The sequence below is a fragment of the Deinococcus detaillensis genome, from assembly GCF_007280555.1.
Classification (GTDB): Bacteria; Deinococcota; Deinococci; order Deinococcales; family Deinococcaceae; genus Deinococcus; species Deinococcus detaillensis.
In genome coordinates, this window is record NZ_VKDB01000009.1 from 14,906 (window position 1) to 37,998 (window position 23,093).

General features: G+C 60.1%; 19 protein-coding genes. 11 read left to right on the forward strand and 8 right to left on the reverse strand.

Annotated elements, in window-relative coordinates:
- Nucleotides 1-25: 25 nt before the first annotated feature.
- The 3 genes from FNU79_RS09755 to istA all read right to left on the reverse strand — a co-directional run bounded on the left by FNU79_RS09755 (nucleotide 26) and on the right by istA (nucleotide 3,096).
- Entirely contained in the window at nucleotides 26-793 is a 768-nt protein-coding gene (locus FNU79_RS09755) for an SDR family NAD(P)-dependent oxidoreductase (RefSeq protein WP_143720667.1), read from the reverse strand.
- A 244-nt stretch (nucleotides 794-1,037) separates the two neighbouring features.
- On the reverse strand, nucleotides 1,038-1,421 hold the full coding sequence (locus FNU79_RS09760) for a CBS domain-containing protein (RefSeq protein ID WP_124873566.1): 384 nt from the start codon (nucleotides 1,419-1,421) through the stop codon (nucleotides 1,038-1,040).
- A complete protein-coding gene (istA, locus tag FNU79_RS09765) occupies nucleotides 1,408-3,096 on the reverse strand; it encodes an IS21 family transposase (RefSeq protein WP_143720669.1) in 1,689 nt (562 codons plus the stop codon). Before istA ends, FNU79_RS09760 begins: the two co-directional genes overlap by 14 nt.
- A 42-nt stretch (nucleotides 3,097-3,138) precedes the next feature.
- Between istA and FNU79_RS09770 the strand changes: the two genes are divergently transcribed.
- The 3 genes from FNU79_RS09770 (at nucleotide 3,139) to FNU79_RS09780 (ending at nucleotide 4,740) form a co-directional block, all read left to right on the forward strand.
- A complete protein-coding gene (locus tag FNU79_RS09770; RefSeq protein WP_143720670.1) occupies nucleotides 3,139-3,849 on the forward strand; it encodes an IS6 family transposase in 711 nt (236 codons plus the stop codon).
- Nucleotides 3,850-3,914: 65 nt separating this feature from the next.
- Complete coding sequence (locus FNU79_RS09775; RefSeq protein ID WP_143720671.1) at nucleotides 3,915-4,133, forward strand: integrase core domain-containing protein; 219 nt, start codon at nucleotides 3,915-3,917, stop codon at nucleotides 4,131-4,133.
- Nucleotides 4,134-4,140: 7 nt separating this feature from the next.
- On the forward strand, nucleotides 4,141-4,740 hold the full coding sequence (locus FNU79_RS09780) for an aldo/keto reductase (RefSeq protein WP_225430003.1): 600 nt from the start codon (nucleotides 4,141-4,143) through the stop codon (nucleotides 4,738-4,740).
- 252 nt (nucleotides 4,741-4,992) lie between these two features.
- Here the strand turns inward: FNU79_RS09780 and FNU79_RS09785 are convergent, their stop codons facing one another.
- Nucleotides 4,993-6,396 carry a transposase gene (locus FNU79_RS09785; protein ID WP_143720672.1) on the reverse strand — a complete coding sequence of 468 codons (1,404 nt, stop codon included), beginning with the start codon at nucleotides 6,394-6,396 and terminating at the stop codon, nucleotides 4,993-4,995.
- 94 nt (nucleotides 6,397-6,490) lie between these two features.
- Between FNU79_RS09785 and FNU79_RS09790 the strand changes: the two genes are divergently transcribed.
- Nucleotides 6,491-6,784 carry a hypothetical protein gene (locus FNU79_RS09790; protein ID WP_143720673.1) on the forward strand — a complete coding sequence of 98 codons (294 nt, stop codon included), beginning with the start codon at nucleotides 6,491-6,493 and terminating at the stop codon, nucleotides 6,782-6,784.
- 27 nt (nucleotides 6,785-6,811) lie between these two features.
- Nucleotides 6,812-7,459, forward strand: a complete 648-nt coding sequence (locus FNU79_RS09795; RefSeq protein WP_143720674.1) for a tyrosine-type recombinase/integrase — start codon at nucleotides 6,812-6,814, stop codon at nucleotides 7,457-7,459.
- A 102-nt stretch (nucleotides 7,460-7,561) separates the two neighbouring features.
- Here FNU79_RS09795 and FNU79_RS09800 read toward each other — a convergent pair whose 3' ends face one another.
- The 3 genes from FNU79_RS09800 to FNU79_RS09810 form a co-directional block, all read right to left on the reverse strand.
- Nucleotides 7,562-7,909: a hypothetical protein gene (locus FNU79_RS09800; RefSeq protein ID WP_143720675.1), complete on the reverse strand. Its 348-nt coding sequence runs from the start codon at nucleotides 7,907-7,909 to the stop codon at nucleotides 7,562-7,564.
- Nucleotides 7,906-8,499 carry a ParA family protein gene (locus FNU79_RS09805; RefSeq protein WP_143720676.1) on the reverse strand — a complete coding sequence of 198 codons (594 nt, stop codon included), beginning with the start codon at nucleotides 8,497-8,499 and terminating at the stop codon, nucleotides 7,906-7,908. The genes FNU79_RS09800 and FNU79_RS09805 overlap by 4 nt, the downstream gene beginning before the upstream one ends.
- A gap of 895 nt (nucleotides 8,500-9,394) precedes the next feature.
- The gene (locus tag FNU79_RS09810; RefSeq protein ID WP_185974664.1) at nucleotides 9,395-11,290 is read right to left on the reverse strand and encodes a transposase; all 1,896 of its coding nucleotides are present in this window, start codon (nucleotides 11,288-11,290) and stop codon (nucleotides 9,395-9,397) included.
- A gap of 27 nt (nucleotides 11,291-11,317) precedes the next feature.
- On the opposite strand from FNU79_RS09810, the gene FNU79_RS19100 reads away from it, so the two are divergent.
- The 5 genes from FNU79_RS19100 (at nucleotide 11,318) to hsdR (ending at nucleotide 19,299) form a co-directional block, all read left to right on the forward strand.
- Nucleotides 11,318-12,682, forward strand: a complete 1,365-nt coding sequence (locus FNU79_RS19100) for a hypothetical protein (protein WP_185974665.1) — start codon at nucleotides 11,318-11,320, stop codon at nucleotides 12,680-12,682.
- A gap of 234 nt (nucleotides 12,683-12,916) precedes the next feature.
- On the forward strand, nucleotides 12,917-13,156 hold the full coding sequence (mazE, locus tag FNU79_RS09820) for a type II toxin-antitoxin system MazE family antitoxin (protein WP_143720679.1): 240 nt from the start codon (nucleotides 12,917-12,919) through the stop codon (nucleotides 13,154-13,156).
- The gene (locus tag FNU79_RS09825) at nucleotides 13,153-13,572 is read left to right on the forward strand and encodes a type II toxin-antitoxin system VapC family toxin (protein ID WP_143720680.1); all 420 of its coding nucleotides are present in this window, start codon (nucleotides 13,153-13,155) and stop codon (nucleotides 13,570-13,572) included. Before mazE ends, FNU79_RS09825 begins: the two co-directional genes overlap by 4 nt.
- A 689-nt stretch (nucleotides 13,573-14,261) precedes the next feature.
- Nucleotides 14,262-15,656: a replication initiator protein A gene (locus FNU79_RS09830; RefSeq protein WP_143720681.1), complete on the forward strand. Its 1,395-nt coding sequence runs from the start codon at nucleotides 14,262-14,264 to the stop codon at nucleotides 15,654-15,656.
- 406 nt (nucleotides 15,657-16,062) lie between these two features.
- Nucleotides 16,063-19,299: a type I restriction-modification system endonuclease gene (gene hsdR / locus FNU79_RS09835; RefSeq protein ID WP_143720682.1), complete on the forward strand. Its 3,237-nt coding sequence runs from the start codon at nucleotides 16,063-16,065 to the stop codon at nucleotides 19,297-19,299.
- A gap of 21 nt (nucleotides 19,300-19,320) precedes the next feature.
- Here hsdR and FNU79_RS09840 read toward each other — a convergent pair whose 3' ends face one another.
- On the reverse strand, nucleotides 19,321-22,704 hold the full coding sequence (locus tag FNU79_RS09840; protein ID WP_143720683.1) for an ATP-binding protein: 3,384 nt from the start codon (nucleotides 22,702-22,704) through the stop codon (nucleotides 19,321-19,323).
- A 149-nt stretch (nucleotides 22,705-22,853) separates the two neighbouring features.
- On the opposite strand from FNU79_RS09840, the gene FNU79_RS09845 reads away from it, so the two are divergent.
- Entirely contained in the window at nucleotides 22,854-23,069 is a 216-nt protein-coding gene (locus FNU79_RS09845) for a hypothetical protein (RefSeq protein ID WP_143720684.1), read from the forward strand.
- Nucleotides 23,070-23,093: the final 24 nt, after the last annotated feature.

Below are 23,093 nucleotides of genomic sequence, written 5' to 3' on the forward strand. Positions count from 1 at the left end.
ACCCTTGCTGATGCCCGAGTTCCGACTATTGCGCGGTGTACCCGCCGTCCACGACGACCTCAGATCCTGTCATGAAAGATGCGTCGTCGGAGGCCAAGAAAGCGATCACGGCGGCGACCTCCTCGCTGCGGCCCAGGCGGCCAATCGGGTGCAGGGCAACGAGTCCGGCGAGCACCTGATCGTGCTGTCCTGACCGGTCAGCATAGTCTTGCACCAGCGGCGTGTCGATGAAACCCGGATGCACCGAGTTCACCCGGATTCCCAGTTTCGCTACCTGGAGGGCAGTCGCTTTGGTCAGCAGCCGTACCGCCCCCTTGCTGGCATGGTAGGCCGCCGCGTCCGCCGACCCGACCAGGCCGTAAATACTGGAGATGTTCACGATCGCGCCGCCGCCGGTCGCCTTCATGAGGCGCAGGGCCTCGCGCGTACACAGGAAGACCCCGTCGAGGTTCACGGCCAGCAGCGCACGCCAGTCGGCTAGGGCGATGTTCTCGATAGGGCCGCTCGGCCCACTTGTACCCGCGTTGTTCACCAGTACGTCGATGCGCCCGTGGTGGGTCTCAATCTGCGCGAAGACGTCGCGCACGGCGGCCTCGTCCGCAACGTCGCAGGCGTAGGCTTGCGCAAATCCGCCCGCTCCGATGAGCTGATCAGCGGCCGCCTGCGCTTCCTCGTATTTGAGGTCCAGGATCATGACGGCTCCGCCCTCGGCCGCCATCCGGCGCGCGGTGGCCTCACCGATGCCCTTTGCACCGCCAGTCACGACACAGACCTTGTCCTTGAAACGGGTCATACGCGTCCTCCTGCTCCGTCTGGAGCTGTTGAAACTGCGGGATGTGATTTCAACCGTCAATGCCCCAATTTACTCAGGGTGTCCGTGATGACCACCACTTCCGGCAGGGTGGTGTGTTCCGAAACGGTGATGGTGCAGCCGTGCGTGCATGGCGTCTTTCACGAGCATGGTGGCCCTCCGTGCTGCCAGCCTGTGCCCGCGCCATTACTGCCGCGTTACGGGTCAGGACAGACGGTCATCGGCGTCATTTCCAGAGCACCACCGGCGGTGCCTCGACCAGCGTTTTGAGCAGATCCTTGACAGTCACGACCCCGACCAGCCGGTCCTGAGCGTCGATCACCGGTAAGCCGCGCACGTCATGTTGCAGCATCAGGAAAGCGGCCCGCTCAATGGGCATGTCGGGCCGGATCTGCTCGGTGGTGGGCACTGCGTACTCGCTGACCTGAGCATCGGGAGGTGCCGTGCCCAGGCGCAGATCGGAGGCCAGTAATAATCCCAGCAGCCGCTGACCGTCCACGACCGGCAAGCAGCGCAGGCCACTGGACTCCATCAGAAGCAGCGCCGGGCCAAGCGGCGTCTGCGCTTCTACCGAAATGATGGCGGTACTCATCTGTTCACGAACGCGCATGAGGAACTCCTTCCGGGTGGCGTCCGAACCCATTCAAGCTGAGAGGACTGTCCAGCGCGACCCATCTGAGAGCAATGTCGGGCGGCGGGCTTACCAAGCCATTACCGCTGCCGGAATGCGCTGGAAATTCCCCTGCATCTCCAGACGCAGAAGGTCCACTCAACAGGCGCAGATTGACCTGCTGCGCGAGGTGGCCGGACGGAACCGCCGCCGGCAAAGTGACGTCAGCAAACGTGGTCATCCTTGATTCAGGATGATTACCGTATGCTTGCCGATGAGGTTGACAGGTTGAGCGAAACAGGCGCACAGTCACTATTCTCAGACTCGGTGCGGCACTGGAGCCGGTCTGGGCATCCAGGCAACCCCCCCACAGAGCTGCCAGCTCCGTGAGCACCACGACGCCGAGGCCGAGCAACAGATGAGGGACTTCCACGACCCAGGGGGCATCACCGTGCAACAGCTGCTGCTGCATGGTCCCGATCGTGAGCAGGGCCAGCAGCGGCAGCCTAGCACCCGCCAAGTGGCCAGGATGTACAACGGCGAACCGAAACCGACCGCCCCGGCCAGCAGAAAACTGGTGCTGGGAAAACCTCCGAAAAAGGCCACCAGGAACGAGAAGGCGGCGGCATTGGGCATCGCCACATGCTGAATGAACCAGGCGTAGCCGACGTGCACGTCTGGGTGGGGGAGATCCCGCCATTCTTGGCCAGGGCTTTTCAGGAAGCCCGTGACGGCCATGCCCGCTTTGTCGACCACCCAGATGCACGTCGGATTGTTGACCTTCCCCCAACCTACGATCAACCACTCGTGGCCCACATACAGGCGCAGCGGCGGCAGGTCGGTTGAGATCATGCAGCAGATCCCAGATCGCCTCGTTGGCTTCGGGAACACTGAAAAAGGCGCGGTTGCGTAAGGGAGCTAGAATGCGCCGTTCAACGATCTGGACATGAACTTCCACCAGGGCTTTATCTCTGGGTTTGCGGACGCGGGTGGGAATGACGGCAACATCGTAATGCTGAGCGAATTCCTGATAACTGCGGTTGAGTTCCGGTTCGTAGCGGCTGGCGTGCGTAACGCCAGCCTTGAGATTGTCCGGCACGATCACCTCAGGAACACCGCCGAAAGATGCCAGCGCCCGGATGTGCGACGAGATCCAGTCGTCACTGTTTTGCGTTCGGGTGACTTCGGCGTAGGTGTAGTTGCTGGCCCCCAAGGTGGCCACGAAAACCTGTGCTGGATGGATAATTCCAGTACCTGGATGGGTAAGCGGGAGTGTGAGACCCGCATAATCGACGAATAGCTTCTCGCCTGCCCGGTGCGTCTGACGCATGGTCAGCCCCTGGGTGCCCTTCCACTTTCGGTAATTGTCGTTGAAGGTCGCGTACTGCCAACCATCGGGATGTTTCTGTCTGTACTCTTCCCAGAGCAGTTGCCGGGTCACACCTTTGCGGCGTAATTCCTGATCGATCTGTAACCAGTCCGGCTCGTGGGCGAGCCGGGTTACGGACTGATCCCGGCGGCAAAACAGGAGATCTTCGAGCTGGACATCGTCCAGCTCTGGGGGGAGAGGCCAAATGACATTCACCTGCTGGGCACGGATCACGTAATCCTGCACGGTACTTCGGGCCAGCCCCACACTTTGCCCGATCAGGCGGTCACTCAGACCCAGTTCCAACGGTTGTGTTGCCTTAATCGGGTCGGGCTAAGCTGACTCGCCATGACCGACCCGAAGCCCTACCGCCACCGTTTCACAATGACCATCATCCAGCACGCCGTCTGGCTCTACCACCGCTTTCCGCTCAGCTACAGAGATGTTCAAGAATTGCTGCACCAGCGTGGCATCCAGGTCAGCCACGAGACAATCCGCGAATGGTGCATTAAGTTTGGTCCCCTCTTCGCTGAACATCTTCGCCACCGGGAACCCCGGCGGGGTTCCCGGTGGTACTTGGACGAGGTCTGTACGAAGGTGGATGGTGTTCGACACTGGCTCTGGAGGGCCGTGGACGAATATGGCTTCGTGCTCGACATTTTGCTCCAGCGACACCGGGACACTGAAGCTGCAAAGACCTTCCTGATAAGGCTATTGGGTGAATATAACGTTCCAGAGGTCATTCATACCGATCAGCTTCAGAGCTACGGAGCTGCGATTCGTCAGGTCCCGAGCCTGGCTGACGTCGACCATCAGGAGGTGATCTCCAAGGCCCGTTGTAACAATATCGTCGAGCAGGAACATCGATCCACACGGCGACAAGAGCGCAATCAGCAGGGGTTCAGACGACGGAAACGCGCTCAAGAGTTCCTGAGTTTGCATGCCCGAATCACCAACCTCCACCATCATTCCCGCACCAGTGTTTGCGCCGTAGTGAGAACAAGTAATCAGAAACGAGCGTTCCAGACATGGTCAACCGTCGCGGCAGGGGTGGCCTGAACCTCAGGCTACCCCTGCCCTTCGTCTGCCGCAGGCCAAGTTAAGGCAACACAACCACGCCAAGTATGTCCAGAAGAGGCAATCCCTACGACAACGCTCGCATGGAAAGTTTCTACAAAACTCTCAAAACAGAGGAGGTCGATCTTCAAGATTATGCTGATCTGGACGATGCACAGCGCCATGTGAACCACTTCATCGGTAAGCTTTACAACCAAGAACGCCTGCATTCCAGTCTCGGCTACGTCCCACCTGCCGAGTTCGCCGCCCGCTATCATCCAGCCTAGAAGTGACTTGCCTGCTGGTCCTGCGCTTTGGGTTCACTCCAAGACGCTCGAAGCGTTGCACGATCTGGTCAAGCTCGGCATGGTGCGCTACATCGGTGCGTCCAATCACTTTGCGTATCAAATTGCACGGGCACAGTACTTGGCCGACTTCAAGGGTTGGACGCGGTTTGTGAGCGTGCAAGACCAGTACAACCTGCTTTACCGGGAAGAAGAGCGGGAGATGTTGCCACTGTGCCGTGAGGAAGGCATTGGATTCCTGCCGTGGAGTCCACTGGCACGGGGCTATCTGGCGGGTAATCGCCGGGGCAGTGAGGGACGAACCACCCGTGGGAGCAGCGACACCATGAGTAAGGCGTTGTTCGGCAGCGAAACCGACGAAGCGGTGATGAGCGCGGTGGAGGTTGTGGCCCAGGCGCACGGTGTGCGGCCCTCACAGGTGGCGTTGGCTTGGACCCTGCATCAAGAAGGAGTGACTGCGCCGATTATCGGGGCCAGCAAGATGAATCACTTGGAAGAAGCGGTGGCAGCCGAAGCGCTTAGTCTCAGCGCTGAGGAACTTCAGGAGTTGGCTGCCCCGTACCGGCCCCGCTCTAGCACCCTCTCGTGAAGAACAGCACCGTTTGATAAGAGTTCTTATCAAAAAATGAATATATAAAAGATGTAAGTCGTTTACTCGCCCAGTTCACGGCGGAGTTTCATCTCGGCCTTCTCGCGTTTGAGTTCCGCGACTTTACGAGCTACCTGCTTGCTGTAGGTATCGTCAGCAAGTAGCATCAAACAGGCTTCAACCAGATCCTGCATCTGAATCTTTTGGCCTGCAACAGCCCGTTGGTATAGAAACTCATCAGCGTAATCGGCTTCACGCGGTTAGGCACAGAGAGGCAAACCGAGACGTCCTGGTCGTTATTCTTGGGGTGTCAGCCAGCCAGGCAGTCACCCTCACCACATTGATTGCTGCGGCGACGGTGGCATGTTGAAGTGCTGTTTTTGCCAGTCCCACATAGCGGGTACGCCGGAGTCCAAACGCTCGAATCCCCTGAGAAAGCGTGCCCTCGATCCCTGCACGCACGTGATACCGGGCCAACCAAGTCGCGGACTGCTCCTCTTGTCGTGCCCAGAGCAGCGCTTCGTGCTGCTCCCTAGGATGCAGCACAATATGGCGTGGCGAGCTTTTTGCTCGTGTGCACAACGACCGAGCAGCACACGAGGAACAGTCGGATCGGCTGAATTGCAGTTGGATGATCTCGTTTCCGAAAGCGTCCTTTCCAGGACGCCATTTTGTCGAAGATTTGCCCTCTGGGCAGGTGGCCCGCTGCCGATCCCAATCGATCGAAAAATGCGGCAGATCATAACCCTGACCGGCTTTGGCTTGCCAACTGCTATTGACCCTCATTGGACCAATCAGGGTAATTTGCTGCTGCTGACTGGTGACCAGCAGTTCGGCATCGGTGTACCCGGCATCCACCAGATGCTCCTGAGGGCATAACTCTTTCTTGGCGAGTTTTTGTTGAATGGCATGTGTACTGGCCACATCGGGAATCTCGGCAAAGCAGGTCTCACTGTCCACAATCAAATGAACGCCGTCCTGATCGCAGGTCTCTGTGTAATGCACTTTGTATCCCAGCCATTTCACGCCCCGCTTATCGCTGAAATGGGCTTCCGGATCGTACGGCGAATGAACGCACTCACCCGTCGGCAGCCATTCCCCAGGCTCTTTCCAACGGCAAGCTTCCGCTTGCCGTTCAAAGTGGTGCTCCCAAACCCGTCGCAGTATCTGTACAGCACGACGTTCCCACAAGATGTTCAGCGACGGATCGGTGTCATACGCCCGAATCGCATCCAGCAAGGTGAAGCCGTCCTGACCCACCTGAAGGAGATAGGTCGTGCGAGCCGACGGGGCGTGTGGCAGGTGTTTTTCTTCGATCCGCCACGAATACCGGTCAAACCAGGCGGAAAAGAGCTTTCGCACGCTGAGCCGGTTGCCGCCGCTCAGCGTTTTCAGGCTCTCAGCGTCCAGTCGTGCGTTCCCCGCTTCGGCGCATGCTGCCACCCGCTTACCCCAGATGAGTGCGCCCAGGCGCTCGCGGTCTCCGTCATTCGCCAGATACTTGGGGCTTACCGTCTCGGAGAGGTCTCCGAGAATAGTCATTAATATTTCGCTGTATGTTCCTTCGCCGGTGCCGGCCTCCCCGTAGAGCCAGAGCAGCAAGCGCAGCGAAGCCGCGCCCGAGAGGGCGTATCCTGCCACGTCTTGCAAGGTCAAGACGAGGTCGCTATCACCGGCATAATCGATACTTTTATGACGCACTCAGGCGAACTGCCGCCGACTTTCACAAGTAACCTGTTAGCCTGAGCACATGACCATGGAGATCATGGCCGCACGACTGGATCTGAGTGGCCGCGCCGAACGTCTGGCCCGTTTGGATCCCGATGCCCTACGCAAAGACGCTCTACGCTGGGCACGGGACACGGATGAAGAGGGTTTGTGGTCATTGACCGAGTCTTTCCTGGTAACGCGGGGCAGTCGGGGAGCGCGGGTCAGCCCCCATACCCTGACGAGTTATCGCCAGGGCTTGCGAACCTTTCTGGCTTGGGCGGTGCCGGGTGGCGTGAGTTTACTGCGACCCCGACCTAACGACGGCTACTCTTAAGCCCGGCATCTGGAAGACAGAGGGTTAATGCCGGGCAGCGTCAAGATCAGGCTGGCCGCCGCGCGAGCGTTGTACGGAGCACTCCGCTGGGCCGGGGCCAGCGACGCCGCGCCGCTGACCGACGTACGGGCGGCGCGTGATCCGGTACCGGCCTGGGAAAAACGCAAGCCTTATAGTCAGGCGGACATAAAGAAATTACTGATACGAGCTGATCCACAGCAGACCGTTATCTTGCTGCTGGACGCGCACTGCGGCCTGAGGGTCTCCGAGATGCTGGCACTGACCCACACCGACGTGCACCTGGACGGCGAGCGGCCCTACCTCAGTGTGATGAGCAAACGGCAAAAACGTCAGGAGGTGCCGCTGAGTCAATCTACTGAGCAGGCGCTACGGCAGTGGCTGACCATGGCCCCACAACTTGGGATACAGGTGCTGACCCTGAAAACCCGCAAAGGCGTCAGTGATCAACTCCGCAAGCTGTGCGCAGTTTCTGAAGTCCGTTACGATGGGCGGCACGTTCATGGCCTGCGCCACACGGCGGGGACGGAGATTTACCGCCAGACCCGCGATCTGCTGGAAGTGCGCGACCACCTGCGCCACGCCAGCATGGACACCAGCGCCATCTACGTCAACCACGTCCGCACCCAGGACAAGGCAATCAACCGTGACTGGTAACCGCAGACCACTTCAGGTACTGCCAGCACACGCTGAACCAGCGGGCAGGCTGGGCAGGAAGCATCCAGATCGCCGATGCTGAAAAAACCAAAAATATGTAGATCAGCGGCGTACTCTCAACTCGGCAATGGCATCGATCCACTGCTCACGGGCATCCTGATACGTGGTCACCAGATACAGCAGTGCGCCGATGGCTTCTTCCTGCGTGACCTCCTCAACGAAGTGATCTTGCAGATCGAGCAGCGCTTGCAAGAATTGCTTGCGGGTCTGAAGATCCACGCGGGCATGCACCAATTTGGTGGGCCGAACACTCGGCTCGGCTTGCTGCTGTGACGCCAATCGTCGCGGGCGCGCTGGCGACTGAATACTCTCAGCACTGACCACTTCCGGGGTCAATGCCGCTTTGAGACCGCTGCCGACTTTGCCAAGCTCAGAGAACTTGCCGCTCACGCCAGCCCCCGGAAGACTTCCTCGCAGTCCTGCCAGCAGCTCTTGGCCAGGCGGTTTCCTCTGACGTCACGTACCAGTACCCCCTGTTCCGTTGCGTCCCTGAACGCTTCTGAGTAGCGCACTGTGGCCTGAATCGGTGCAGGACCAACATCTGCCAGGGCGGTACGGGCATCTTCGAGTTTGCGGCCTGGCCGGGTCATGGTGAGCACGACTCTGGCCTTCCCAAGTGCTGGGTCCACGTCTCTCAGAACATCCAGGGTCTGAACCAGCGTGGTCATCGTCATGAACTCGGCCGCCACCGGGATCACCACGACGTCGCTGCTCTTGTACAGATCTCGCATGGACGCCTGATCCATGCCGCCGCGTGAGTCAATGACCACATGCTCATGCCTCGGCGCTTCCCTGGCCAGTTCCATGACTCCGGCCACGGTAAAGGGCATCTTCCCACTACGGCTCCAGGTCGTGGCGTTGCGGGTTTCATCTTCATCCACCAGAAGAGTCTTTCCCTGTCTGGCAAGCATTGCGGCCAGATGAACAGCCAACGTTGTTTTTCCAACACCACCTTTACGACTCAACACGCCAATGATCATGTTGCAATCTTGACATAAATTGAGCTGAACAGTTGAAGATAGAATTTACTTGATAAGTGACAAATCAACAAACGAACAAAGTTACAACTTGGACTGAGTATAAAAATGGAAGTGATGGCACCTCATCAGGAAAGGTGGCATCTCTCGCGTATATATTCTTTGCTCTCCATCCCTCACTTCGTCCAACCAAATCCCTCACTTCGTCCAACTTTACGCCTCACTTCGTCCAACTTTGGAGACCAACTTCCCTCACTTCGTCCAACTTCTACTCCGGTTCAAGCCACGAACCTGTGGATAACTGCCCCAAATCTAGCCAAAACCCCGTTAGACCCACTCCAAAACTTGGACGAAGTGAGGGAAGTTTTTGGACGAAGTGAGGGATACCCTTGGACGAAGTGAGGCATATTCACCTTGGATCTCCCAAAAACACAGCGCATATACCACGCATACTTCTCCCTTGATTGATCAATCAATATCTTTAGTAGTACTTGATATGATCAATCAAGCATGCTGGACCCTCCACGAACCAACACTGAACCGATACGGGTCAATGAACTGGACCTAACCCGCGCTGGAATCATAAGTGTGCAAAAAGTGATGCCAAGCGGGTTTTGCATCAGCGGGCATAATCTTTGATTCAGAAATACCCTCTGAGTCATCATTCCTTTCACTGATTTCTGGAGAATGCTCACTAAAAACTCATATACTCTTGACATACCTCCACTGCCACGATTGAGCCGCCTGCATGCCACCTCCAACCTCTTTTCAGTCCAAGTAAGAACCATCTCCCATCTGAATCATGGGTCTGTCAAGAGTTTTTACAACACATCAGGCGACAGCAGTGATCCCAGAGGTCATCTGTGGCCCAGTATTTCTGAGGCACATGCCGGTACATCTACTCTCGCAGTTCGAGGTCACTTACCAGAGAATGCCAAGTCACGACCTGAATCATGATCTGCTCGTCTTCAGGCGACAGCACCAAGGATTCCACAGTTGCCAGCCTCCGATAGAGGTCTCCCACTGCCCGGTGAAGATCCGGACAGCGGGAGACCAGATCATCCACCCTCAGATCCATCAGAGTGACCTGGCGCTGCGCCTCACTGGGATCAAGGCGCTCCAACTGGGTCACCACGTAGCGGTGATGGACCACTGCGCGCCACCGCTCCAACTGGCTGATCGAGACGGTGAAATCGGGAATCCCTTCTGGTTGCCCGGAGTTGCAGAGCTGCCAGGCCGTCCGCTCAGCGGCAGGCAGACACTTGACGATTTCGTGTAACCAGCGCTCCCCTGCCCGGCGACGCGGATCTTGGGGACGGTGCAGCCACGCCCAGACGGGCACGGTCAGTTCAAGCAGTGGAGACTGCCGGGGCAAATTCCGGTCAGCCCTGGTGATCTCGGCAGACCATTTCTGCGGACTGGCTTCCAATGCCACCACCTGAGACACCGGACGTGCTTTCCAGATGACTGGAGCGGGAGGTTGAAGCGGTGGAGCGCGCCGAGCGTCCGCTGTCTGGTTGACGAGCTGAACCAGCGACTCAGGCACAAACCGGTGGCCCCGCCGCAGATTGCGCCGGATCTGAGCATTCACCAGTTCGGTATCGGCGTTGGTCGTTTTGGTTGTGGCGTAGGCCAGACAAGCGTCCCAGTATTGACGCAGCGCCCAAAGGATCCGTCCGAGCGGGGCTGAAACACCTGTGCTTGGGTCTTTGACCCGCTGGCTCCACTGCCGCACATCCTCTCTCCAGAGTTCCAAGCCACGCTTGAAGTCGCTCGGTGGACGGGTCACGTCGTACAGCTCATAAAGCGCTTCCCGGAAGAGATACGCCCTCCAGAGGAGCTGGGGCGGTGACGTCGCACTTTCTCCCCCCTCCACTTTCAGGAGCGCCCAGAATGCCAGGTCCGCTGGCGTCAAGTTTCGCCAGCGGCGCAGCACCAGGGTCCGCAGACTCAGGTACGGGTAGGCCGCCGCACCGAACTGGCGCAACGCCTGGGCCTGCCCGATCGCGTCATCCTCCCAGCGCTCCAGCATCACCCGCGCCGCCAGCGTCAGCACGTCCCGGTCCACCACCTGCAGAACATGCCGTTTGTCCACGACGAAAATGGCAGACGGCCACCGCGCCTTGGCTGCCTGAAACTGCTCGACGTTCATATCGAGTGCCACCTGCTTGGTCTCCGGCAGGTCAGTCATAAATCCTGGTAAATCCACCTGGTCGGCTTTGCCCTGGATGATGCTACTCACCTTCCGGAGGGCCAGGATGCGCCCGGTATCGAGATCGACCGCCACCAGAAAACGTGATTTGGCGATGTAGATATCATCAAGTCCGAGCCGTTCAATGCGGCTGACCTCGGGTTCAGGCACGGTCCGGGGAGACTGGTCTGCCGGTGAAGAAAGCCGCCGCCGGGCTGCGTCATGGAGCCGCTGGACTGCCGATGGGGAAAGCAGCAGCCGAGCCGCCAGGCCCCGCTGAGGTTCGAGTCCCCGTCGGCGAACAATGTAGCGGGCCAAAGCACCGGTCACTCTGCCCTGACGGTCCGGCAACTCGCACATCACCAGCAACCCGGTGTCCGGACAGGTCGCTCGCCCCTCGGTGATCGTCAATCGCACCGGATGGTCTCCGAATGGCAGGTGCAGCACGGTGATCGGTGGATCATGCCGCACGGCGTGCCTGCCCTGGCAGTGCGGACACAGCACGGTCTCGACTGCACGTACGACAACGTCGTATGGCCCGGTCTCGTCCCCCTCAGCGGGCAACAGCACCTCAACCAGAGTGAGTTGATCGCCCAGCGGCATGAATGGGATAGCATCCACCCACCCAATATGACGCAGCTGTATCCCGCCTTCACCGCCCTCCTCTACCTTCAGGAGTTGACCCGCACACTGAGCACAGAGCCGGTGGACTCCACGAACAACGCCCCACGGTCGTTTGCTCGCTGGATGCTGCCGGAACAGCAACTGCTGGCGGCCCTGACCGTTCACGGCGTGAGCGCGGACGCCATCGCCAAGGTGGTGCAACGCACCCGGAACGCCATCGAACGCCGGAATCAGGATATTGAGGCAGGAAAGACCCGGGCTGCGTCCATCAAGGATCTGCCGCTCAGTCCCCTGAAACTCAGCGAGCGCGACGTGGAACTGCTGATCCGCTGGGCTGAGCCGCCGCTGCGTAACCCACTCGGCTGGCAATACGGTGCGCCCTGGGTCACCGATGTGCTGGCTCCGTCGACGCACCCGGTTCTGCGGATCGTCGAAGTGCATCCGGATCAGTCGCCGCTGAAGACCACCGGACGGGAACCGAGGGACGCGGCGTATGAGGAGATGGCGGCGCGGGTCACCTGGGTCGATGTGGCTACCCGCCTGACGCATCAGTCCGGCCAGATCCTGCTGCCCTGGCCAGATGATCACCAGACCCAGCAGCTGGCCATCCGGGAGGCCCTGCGGCGCGCCAAGGGCAAATCACCGCCGAAACGAACCGTCCTCGAGTTCCCCTTCCGTGACCCCCGGCAACAGCAACAGGCGACGGTCCTGATCGACCGCCCAGAAGCCTGGTTCCTGGCGGACATCGCCAAAGTGCAGGCCCAGGTCGTCGTCCTGGTGATCCCGGCGCTGCTGGCTCCGGCGGACCCACGTCCACCGCCAGTCCCTCCGACCCAGAGACCTGTATGGCCTCACCTCCTGACGAAAGCGGAACTGCCCGCTCTGCTACGGGCTGTATCGCCAGCCGCCGCCAAAGTGAACTGGGCGAACCGGGAGCACCTGATCGAGCGTTGGAGTGAGAAGCGGCGAGTCGAGGTCATCCAGCAGCACGGCGTTCCCAATACGACCCACATACCTGCGAGACTGGACTGGCCAGCCCTGCGGATTCTTCCACCCAGCGGTCAGGTGGTGGCCCACCGAAAGGAATTGCTCGTCCGGGCTGCCGTCTGGTACAGCCTGACGCAGCAGCGGACAGCCCATTTGCCTGAAGACCTGACGCAGCACCTGGATACGCTACTGCCCCGTCATGCCTCAGACCATGTCTCGCTGATCTGTGACGCCTTGACCGGTCCCGGTCCAACATCCGTTCCCACATCTGAGGCCGTGCTGGCCCGGATCTGGGCAGATGTCCGACACCTCAGTGACCCAGGCCCAAGTGACCTTCAGTTCGCCGTCGGCACCCACGAGATCATGGACTACATCGGTCACTGACAGGTCAATACGGAGCGAAGAGCACAGGAGGAGCGCTCAAAGAACATCGAACTTCCTCAGACATGAAGAGAATTCCTTTCGAAAACGAATTTCCGCCCCATTGCCTGACGATTCTTTCGGCAAAAAGCTCACCAAATACGACTGTAGAAATTTTCAGCAATGGCTTCAGGTGAGCAATCTACCTACGTGACTTCTAGCCGCCTTACCATTATAGTCTTTCGTAAGGAGGAAGCCATGCGTGTAATTGCGACGATGACCAGCAAGGGGCAAGTCACGGTGCCCCGTGAGGTGCGCGAAAAATTGGGACTGAAACAGGGCGACGGCCTGGTCTTTGAGATCGAAGGGAACACCATCACCCTGCTCACGCCCCAGGAGGACAACCCGTTCGACGCCTTCATCGGCACCCTCCCGCCACTGCCTCAAGACGCCAGAAGTTTCTGGCGAGAGCGGCGTGATGGAGACGCCGAGGAGTGAGTCACTGCATCGACACCAACGTACTCAGCGCGCTGCTCAGTGCCGAACCCAACGCCCACCGCATTTCCAGTGCCCTGAATGTCCTACGTGCCGCCGGACCGCTGATCATTCACGGCAGCGTCTACGCTGAGTTGCTGGCCGCTCCAGGCAATACGCCGAATCACCTGGACGGCTTCCTGAAGCGGGGCCAGATTCAAGTCGATTGGGACACGGGTGAATCCATCTGGCAGGCGAGTGGCCGGGCCTACAGCGCATATGCCAAAAGAAGGAGCAAATCTGGCGGCGGTAAGCCCAGACGCATCCTGGCCGATTTTCTGATCGGTGCACATGCGCTCTCACTCGGAGCCGGTCTGGTGACGCTCGACGAGACCCACTACCGCAGCGCTTACCCGAACTTGCCGCTGGTGCTGCCCTAAATGATCGCATCAAATAAGATGAATAGCTACTTTGGAGAAAGCCTGTGCTCAAAGGAGATCTGGAGTGCGGGCCATCCATCTCGGAAGTGCCGAAGCTGTTTACTCGCTGACAGTCATTCTCACTCTTGGCTCTCAGAAATCGGACAGTCTTTGTCAGTCTTAAATTTGGCTCGTCTTCAGACCCATATCACCGTTTGCCAATAGCGATACCTTTGCGGGGAAAATGACCCATAAAGCCAATTTTGAGCGCTTGGACATCGACTGGAGAGTAGCGATACCTTTGCGGGATTTTTGTATTGAAATTCAATAACTACTGGCCTAGACAGGGTTGAGCCTGCTTTCACCCTGTAGCGATACCTTTGCGGGATTTGGGAAAAGAATAGCGATACCTTTGCGGGATTTGGGAAAGCTTCCCATAGCGATACCTTTGCGGGGAAAATGGCTGATACCCGTTCTGGACGTTATTTACACATTTCTTGAAGCCACAGGACTCCATTCAGACCATTAGCGATACCTTTGCGGGGAAACATTCCAAAACTAGCGATACCTTTGCGGGATTTGGAGACAAAATAGCGATACCTTTGCGGGGAAAAACTGGAAAAAGCCGTCTGGGACGCTCGTCAGATTTGTCCTTGTTGTTGTTTTTTTATATCTTTTAAAGTAGTTAAAGAACAACAACAGGAGCACGGATGCCGAACAAGCCAAAAACTCCAAATTTGCATGATGAGCTGAATTTTGCTCGCTTTGGCGTGATCAGCATGCACTCCCGAATCGATCAGCAAATCACCAGTTGGCAAACCGAGTTCACCGTCAACGGTCGAACATTCAGAATTGAGGCGATAACGCCAGTCGGACGTCCCCACGGAATCGATACCGATACATTGGTATCTCTGGAAACGCTCTTTGTCGCCAACGGCTGTCCTGAGGACAACTGGGTGCACACCACGGCTTATGAAGTTCGGGAGTTGATGGGGCTTGCCAACAACGGCGAGAACTATCACCGCCTGAGACAGAGTATCCGGCGGTTGTATTTCACCAGCATCCTGGTGGGTCGAAAGACTACCCTAACCAGATCCCAGAAGGTAGCCTGGGACAACGTCGGGGTGCGCTTTCTGGATGGACTGCGCTACAGAGATAGCGAGGATGATGGTGAACTGAGTACGCTTGACAGTGACGCGACTCTCAGTATCCGGCTGGGTGAGCAACTTGCCGCCAGTATCCGGGCCGGTATCTCACAGGTGCTAGACGGCCAACTGCTCTATCAGCTGGAGCAGCCGCCCGCTCGGGCGCTTTACCGCACCATGCAGGCGCACCGCCGTCAAGACGACGGTACTTTGCTGAGTGAGCTGCGTGTGCCCCTTACAGAGTGGCGACAAGCCACTGGACTGACTGCTGACCGTAGTGATCTGGTGCGCCGCGCTCTGGAGGCGGCGCACCAGGAGCTGATCGCCAACCGATATCTGGAAAGCGCAGTGATCGAAGGACGCGGTAAGAAGGCGGTCGCACATTACACCTTTGCGGACGTCAATGCCGCAGATCCGGTGCTGGTGGTGTTGCTGCGGCAGGCTGGTGTGGCTGTCACGCGGGCAACGATTCTGGCTAGCCGTTATCCTGACCGAGTGGAAACTGCCCTGCAATTTCTAGCCTCTCGTCAGCGCACTGTTGGGAGCGTCCGTAATCCGGGTGGATTGGTGGCCGATTTTCTGGAGCGTCCGGACAAGTACGAGATTCTTCAAGAAGTTGTTTCGCCTGAATCGCAGCTTCAAGAGCGCCGACAGCTTCTAAAACAACAGAAAGTAGCCGCTGAGCATTTGGTTCAGCAGCAAGCTGACGCACACCTTGAGCAGCTAAGAGCCGCTTCACCTACAGAACAGTGGGTGGCCCAGCGCTCGACTCTGCAATTGATGCTCAAAAAGCATTTAAGTGCCGCACAGTGGCAAGAGCTTGAGGCTTTAGCTCAGCGCGGTGACATCTTGGCGGTTGACCTGTCCAGTTCGCTCATTGAGGCGACGGCGAAGTCCTGTCTGTCAGACCGGATTGAACAGCTCAAGCGCCATCTCAGTCCCCTGCTGGCATTCCAATGACTGTGAGGATGGATGGAGAGGGACAGTGCATATGCTTGAATTGCCCTTGGGCCTCCCCGTTAGTGAGGGTGACCCAGTTTTGCGCTTCTTCCAGCATTTCCGTGCAATGGTGAGGGCTGAGTCTTTGTCCCAGTTTCAAAACCCGAAAACATGACGTCGAAGACGGTGTTGCACCACCTGAGTTCAGCGAACTTACCTCTGAAATGGTCTACTGCACAGAATCAGCGGAAGAACCGCAGAATCGGGGCAGGCCCATCGCTCAGGTGTGTCGTCGGCAGTAGATCCAAATTTCGGATGTGAGACTGAAGCTTGTTACTCGCTGGAGTTCCTGTGCTCGCGGCGTTCATTTCAGTCGATATCCCGTACCCTGTAAAGATGCACCGTTGTGTGAAGGACACTGGCCACCATGTCTGAGGGGAATTTCAGTTTTCTGGCCCTGCAGGAGCCGCAACTGGCGCTGGTGGGCGGTCTGGCTGAAAAGTACTGGCTTGACGACGCCAACACCGCCCTGATGAAGACCCGTCAGTTCGCTGAACTGCTGGCGCAGAACGTGGCGGCCCGCACCGGTCTGCTGTTGGTGCCCGGCGAGTCGCAGTTGGCCCTTCTCGAGCGGCTCACGCGGGAAGCGGTGGTGCCGCCGGAAGCGGCCCGCCTCTTTCACGAGATCCGCAAATCAGGAAACCGGGCCAACCACACTCTGGAGGGCGACTCGGCCCAGGCGCTCTCTGAGCTTCGGTCGGCCTGGATTCTGAGTCTGTGGTACTGGCGCACCTTCTTTGAACCGGACTATCCGGTCGGGGCCTTCGTGCCTCCCGAGCCTTCCCTCACTGCCGCCGAACTGCAACGCCAGCTGCTGGACGCTGAAGACGCCATCCGGCGTCAAGCCGAGCAGGTGACGCAGTTGCTTGCCGAGCGCCAGGCCAGTGGTCTTCAGCACATTGAACAGGTTGTGATCGCTGCCGGACTGGCCGCTTCCAGGATCGAGCTGACTGAATCACAGACCCGCGAGCGGATTGACGAGCAGTTGCGAACCGCTGGCTGGGAAGTGGATACTGTTCAGTTGCGTTACAGCAAAGGCACGCGGCCACAGAAAGGCCGCAACCTCGCCATCGCCGAGTGGCCCACCTCCAGCGGCCCCGCCGATTACGCTCTGTTCATGGGCACGACGCCCACCGCTGTGGTGGAGGCCAAGCGTAAGAACAAAGCAGTCGTGGGGAGCTTGGAGCAATCAGCCCGCTACAGCCGCACCTTCCGCCTGGACACGCCCGGACTGACGCTGCCCTATGGCCCCTGGGGAGAAGGACAGAACGCTTACCGGGTTCCTTTTCTGTATGCCACCAACGGACGCGCTTATCTGGCGCAGCTCCAGGCCGAGAGCGGGATCTGGTTTAGAGACGCGCGGCGCGGTGTCAATCCAGCCCATCCCCTCCCCGGCTGGCATTCCCCGGCGGAACTCTCAGCGATGCTGGAGCAGGACACTGAGGCGGCGGACAGCGTCCTGACCACCGAGCCGCTGGATTACACCGTCGGGTTGCGTCCTTACCAGAAAGACGCCATCAAAGCGGTCGAGCAGGCCGTCGCGGTCGGTAAGCGAGAGATGCTGTTGGCGATGGCTACCGGCACCGGCAAGACCAAAACGGCCATCGCCCTGATTTACCGGCTGCTGAAGGCCGGGCGCTTCCGACGCGTGCTGTTTCTGGTGGACCGCGAAACGCTGGGTGAGCAGGCGGGCAACGACTTCAAAACCACCCGCCTGGAAGGTACACGAACCTTTGCCGAAACATTTAACCTCACGGCCATCGACGACGGCTCCATCGATACTGCCACCAGCGTCCACGTCGCCACCGTGCAGGGTCTGGTACGACGCGTGCTGGGGGATTCTCCGCCGTCAGTGGGCACCTATGACCTGATCGTCGTGGACGAGGCGCACCGGGGCTACACTTTGGACAAGGAGCTGAGTGAGGCCGAACTGGGCTGGCGCAGTGAGGCCGATTACGTCAACAAATACCGGCAGGTGCTGGAACACTTCGACGCCGTGAAGGTGGCCCTGACCGCCACGCCGGCCCTGCACACCACCCAGATTTTCGGCCTGCCGGTGTTTGCTTACACCTACCGTGAGGCGGTGCTGGACGGCTACCTGATCGACCATGACCCGCCCATCTTGATCAAAACCGAGTTGAGTGAAAACGGCATCCACTGGAAACGCGGCGAGGAGATTGCCACTTACACGCCCGGCGCTGATGTGACTGAGCTGTACCAGGCCCCAGACGACATTGGCCTGGAAGTGCAGGACTTTAACCGCAAGGTCATCGCGCAGGGCTTTAACCGGGCGGTGGCCGCCGAGCTGGCCCAGCAACTCAATCCGCACGGCCCCGAAAAGACCCTGATCTTCTGCGCCACTGACCGGCACGCCGACGAAGTGGTGCAGCTCCTGAAAGACGCCTTCCGCGAGGTGTACGGCGAACTCGACGACAGTGCGGTGGTCAAGATCACTGGGGCCAGCGACCGCCCGCTGGAGCTGACCCGCCGCTACCGCAACGAGCTGCTTCCTACCGTGGCCGTCACGGTGGACCTGCTGACCACTGGCATCGACGTTCCGCGCATCAGCAACCTGGTCTTCTTGAGACGGGTGGGCAGCCGCATTCTGTTCGAGCAGATGCTGGGCCGCGCCACGCGCCGCTGCGATGAGATCGGCAAGACCACCTTCCGCATTTACGATGCGGTGCGGGCGTACGAGGCCATTGTCGACTTCAGCACCATGCAGCCGGTGGTGACGCAGCCCAAGCGCAGCTTTTCCACCTTGCTGGGCGACATTGCCAGTGCGCCTACCCGCGAAGCCCGCGCCCTGCTGCGCGACGAGCTGAGCGCCAAGCTGGGGCGCATCAAGAACCGACTGACGCCCGCCGCTCTCGACACCTTCGAGGGCGAGACGGGGCAGACCGTGGAAGCGTACTTGGCTGGCCTGCGCCAACTGGAGCCAGACGCCTTGCCCGCCTTGGTGGCCAAGCAGCAGACCGTCATGGAGATTTTGGACGGCGGGCGCATGCGGGGCGGCCAGCCGATCTTTATCAGCGACCACGAAGACCGCGTAACCGCTGTGGTGCAGGAGTATCCCGGCGGCGTGCGGGCCGAGGATTACCTCAGCGGCTTCACGCGCTATGTGCAGGACAACCGTGACCGCGTGCCCGCTCTGCTGACGGTGCTGACCAAGCCCGGCAGTCTGACCCGCAGCAGTCTGCATGAGCTGAGACGAGCGTTCGATCACGAGGGGTTCAGCGAGATCAGCCTGCAACGCGCCTTTGCCAGCGTAAAGCAGGTGGACGCCGCCGCCAGCATCATCGGCTTTATTCGCGCCGCCGCCGGGAACGAAGCGCCCCAGCCCTTCGATGCCCGCGTGGACGCAGCGCTGGCCCGCTTGCTGGGATCAAGGAGCTGGACGCAGCCGCAGCAGCAGTGGCTAAAAAAACTGGCCGGTCAACTCAAAGCCAACGGTGTGGTTGATCAGGAATCGCTTGATCAGCCCAGCAATCCGGTGGTCTTGCAGATGGGCGGCTTTGAGCGGCTCAGCAAAGTGATCTTTGGCGGTGAGCTGCCGCTGATTCTGACGCAGTTGCAGGAAGGGGTCTGGGAACGGGGAGCGTAATACGGTTGCTGTCCAAGAGCCCTACGCCAGCAGGCGGCTCAGGCTCAGGCGCTCAAGCCGTCCTTCCAGGCTGCCCAGCAGCAGATTGGCGCGGCGTCTGGCTTCCTTCACATCGTCCGGCTGCCCGTTGCGGGCCAGTTCGGCAGCGAGGAACGCCGCTTCCAGGGCCACGGTCGCAGGGGCCACCAGCCAGTGACGGGCATCGGCTACTACTTCGGCGCGGCCCTCATCGGTACTCTGACAGTGGACGATTTCTCTCAGCAAACGCAGGCGCAGGCGAGTGCGCCAAGCACCGGGCGGGGCCTTGGCGATCCAGCGGGCCGCATCATCAAAGTCGCCCGCGTGAAAGCAGGCTTCCGCCAAGAGCAAGGTATGAGATTCTTGCTCGTCGTCCGGGCCTGAGGTTTGTATCAGGGCGTGGGCGTACGTCTCAATCTCCTCCCCCGTCCCGCACAGCAGTGCCCGGCGCAGGGCCACCGTTGCCAGCAGATGTTCCATCTCACCTAGGTTGAGTTGTGCAGCTTCTATTTGTATTGCCGTCACTTCTCCAGCGTCCACTGGCTGGCCGCATAGCAAGTGGATGTTGGCCAGGAATGCTCGGCGGCGCAAAACCGTGCTGGGTAGACCGCGCTTCTGGGCGCTGACCAGGGCCTGCTCACAGTAGGTCAGCGCCTGTCCCAGATCACCTATGTCCAGACTGATCGCGCCCAGGTTCCAGGTTGCCGATTCATGTATTTCCGGCGGAAGATACTGGCTGGCGGCGGCAATTTTGAAGGCTTCACTGGCCTCGTCACGGTGCCGGATTTTCCAGAGTGCCGTTCCCAGATTGAGCGTGATCATGTCGGCCACGCTCAATGGACTGTGCAGTCTGGCGAGTTGCTGGGCCTCTCGCAACAGCGGCACGGCCTCAGCGGGTTTGCCGTGGGCAATGGCGGCCACGCCCCGGCCCAGCAGACCCCGCGCGATGGTCTGGGGATCGCCCAGCACACGGGCAACGGCCTCAGCCTGACCCGCATGATATTCGGCCTCACTGAAACGCCCCTGTGGAAAGTAGAGTTGGGTCAATGTGAAATGCACCTGGAAGCTCCAGCGGGTACGCTGCAAGGTGCCCAGGCGCAAGACCTCTTGCAGATGCATCTCAGCCTCCGTAAAACGGGCCAGGCGAATCAGTGACATCCCCCGTACCAGGTGCATCTGTGCGCCCAGCGGTCCCAGCAACGGCGCGTCCAGCAGCCGGTCGGTGATGGCAATCACTTGCTGAAACTCGCTTTTCTGGATGTTCAGCGCGGCGAGATGCACTTCGGCCTCGAGTTCAAGGGCCTCGTCGCGTTGCTGATCGGCCAATCGCCGCAGGGTGTCCAGGTGAGATTCAGCTTCTACCAGGTTCCCCAGGCCCAGGTGAAGCTGAAACGCCAGGGCGTGGGCGCGTGCCTGCACTTCCTTGGTCAGTTGCAGGGCCAGCGCCTCATCCAAAAAGCCCAGCCCTTCTGTGTGCGCGGCAATCGACTCCGCTTCCCTGGCTGCCCGCAGCAGCCACTCACCTGCTTGCTGGGGCTGCCCGGCAGCCAGCCAGTGTCCGGCCACCTCACGCGCCGCCGCTGGAGCCTCGGCCAGCGTGAGTGCGGCCTGGCGGTGTAGCAGTTGCTGGCGCTCGGAAGTCAGGCCTGCCGCGACACCGACCCGGTAGAGATCGTGGGCCAGGGCATATCCCCCGGAACGCAGCACCATCAAAGAGGCCTCTCTGGCCGCGCCAATAGCCGAGGCCAGCGCCCACGCGTCCAGCCCGGTCAGTACTTCCAGCATATCCAGCGGCACCGGACGGGCCATGATCGCCAGCGCTTCCAGCACCCGCTGCACTTCGTCGCCCAGCAGTTTGACTCGCGCTTTCACAGCACTCAGCACGCTGCCGGGCAAGTCCAGTTCGGCGTAGAACTCGGTGTGCTCGTCATGACGGGTCTGCCACTGGCCCCCTGCGTCATCGGTCAGATCGCCCCTCTCGCGCAGGTGACGCAAGGTTTCGAGGACAAACAGCGGATTACCCGCCGTGGCCGCGTGCAGCCGCGCCGCGAAACGGGTGCCGCCCTCGGTCCGTCCTAGCGTTCTGACCAGCGCCAGCACGTCGGTTTCTAGCAGGGGGGCCACCGTCAATCGGCGCAGTTCGCCGCGCCCTTCAAGTTCATCTACCAGAGCCGTCGCCGCCGCATTGTGGGCCAGTTCTGGGACGCGGGCGCTCAGCAGCACGCGGGCGCGGTCGCCGGGCGGCACCCGGAGCAGTTCGGCCAGCAAATACCGAACTGCTTCCAGGCTCAGATCATCGAAATCGTGCAGGTCATCGAGCACCAACAGGCCGCGCCTCAGACCCGGCAGGACGGCCCGTGACAGCGCTGCGAAAAGAGCCTGACGCTGCTCTGGGCTGGCTCCGGTCAGTGGGGAGGCCGCTGCGGGATCAGCATGCAGTTCGGGAATCAGCCGCGAGAGTAACCCTTGGTCCGTTTGGGCCAACGTGGGCAGGCGGCCCCGCTCCGAGAGGGAGCGGAGCGCCGCCGTCACCGCCCCCAGCGGCCACCACCGCGCTTCGGCAAGGCCGCGCACGATCAGGCGCGGGCGATGCTGAGCGCTGAACTCGTCCGCCAGGCGCGATTTGCCCACTCCCGGTTCGCCCAGCAGCAGCGCCGGAAGGTGGCTGCTCCGCAGTTCTCGCCACAGGGCCTCGCGTCCGATCAGCGGGGCCTGCAAGGTTTGTTCCGAGGTCTGTGTTGACACCTCGGTCCAGCGGCGCACCTCTGCACTTGGCTCAGCGTCCAGCTCCCGGCGCAGCCGCTCGGCATAAGCCTGGTAAGTGGCGCGGGCCATCTGTGTTTCACCTGCCTGAACCAAGAGCCGCAACCACTGGGCCTGGGCAGCTTCGTCCAGTGGATCCAGTTCAGTGATGGCCTGCGCCGCCCGCGCTGCGCCCTTCAGATCACCCTCGGCCTCATGTCGGCTCACTGAGGCGCTCAGGCGAAAGCGGACCGCCGTTCGGCGGGTTTCCCGAATGCTCTCCAGCCACTCGCCCAATTCGTCCGACTCGGCCACCTCACCGGACAGCAGCTCGGTTCCATTCAGATCGTGTGCCGGATCAAGTGCATCGATCTGCCAGATTCCGGCTTGCTCGACGGCGCTGCGCTCCAGGTGCAGGTACGCGCCAGCAGCCGTGTGGTTTAACCGGTAGAGTTCTACCCGCAGGTTCTGGCGGGCCGTGGAAGAGTCCGACAAAGGCCACAGCAGCGAGGCCAGTTCGGCGCGGGTCGTTCGGCCTTCAAGGCCCACCCGTGCCAGCAGCAGCAAGCTCTTGTGGGTGGCGAGTTTGACAGCTTGCCCATCCACCGTGACGCGCGGCGTGCCCAGCAAGGTCAGTTCCAGCATCCAAGAGCCTCCGCTTCATGAGAATTTGTCCAGAATAGCGTGGTGATCTGCTCTCAGTATGCGCCCTCATCGCGGCGGCTTTAGCCTTACCTCGCCTTGTCACGCCCTTGCCACGCTTGCGCCGTTACCCTTCGGCAAAGAGGTGAACCATGTCTTTAGCAGACGAGTCCAGCAGTTGGGAGGTCCACACCGACACGCAGTATCACCTGAGCGTTCGTAACCAAGCGGGACGCCTCACGGTACGGGTGAGCGCTGAACCGGACGACGCCGGACACGTCTTTTCCAGTCTTCTGCTGGCTTTTGATTACATTGAGCGCGATCTGGCTCCGTCCCAGCACTCACGCAAGGGAGCAGGACTCAGGTGAAAGTTCGCCGAACAGAGCATAAGC